The 574-nt window shown below is 62.9% G+C and carries 1 pseudogene; it reads right to left on the bottom strand.

Features of this window, described 5'->3' with window-relative positions:
- A pseudogene (locus EN893_RS37085) lies at window positions 1–574 on the bottom strand (adenylyl-sulfate kinase); the annotation flags it as partial.

Below are 574 nucleotides of genomic sequence, written 5' to 3'. Positions count from 1 at the left end.
GCGCTGGTCTGGTCGGTCTCGGTGCGCAGGATGTAAGAGCGGCCTGGCAGCAACGCATGCTCGTCGAACCAGACGATGTTGGCGGCGAACTGATCGGCGACCTGCGGCCGTGCGGCAGGCGAAACCAGCATGTTGCCGCGCGAGATTTCGACTTCGTCATCGAGGACGAGCGTGACGGCCTGGCCGGCGGCCGCCTGGGCGAGATCGCCGCCATACGAGACGATCCGCTTGACGCGCGAGGATTTGCCGGACTTGGCGACAACGACCTCGTCGCCGGGCGCAACCGAGCCGGAGGCGACCGTGCCGGCAAAGCCGCGAAAGTCGAGATTGGGACGGTTGACATACTGGACAGGGAAACGAAACGGCAGTTCGACCATCGCTTCGTCGACCGACACGGTTTCGAGATGCTCGATCAGCGTCGGACCGGAATACCATTCCATGCTTTCCGACCGGCGGCTGACATTGTCGCCATAACGGGCCGACATCGGGATCGGCACAATGGTCTGGAAGCCGAGATCGCGCGAGAATTGCCCGTAGTCTTCGACGATCCGGTCGAAAACCGCCTGATCGAAAT

The sequence above is a fragment of the Mesorhizobium sp. M7A.F.Ca.CA.004.04.2.1 genome (assembly GCF_004022825.1).
In the GTDB taxonomy this organism is placed as follows: domain Bacteria; phylum Pseudomonadota; class Alphaproteobacteria; order Rhizobiales; family Rhizobiaceae; genus Mesorhizobium.
Note: the sequence above shows the minus strand (reverse complement) of the source record. Positions and strands in the feature narration are given on the sequence as shown.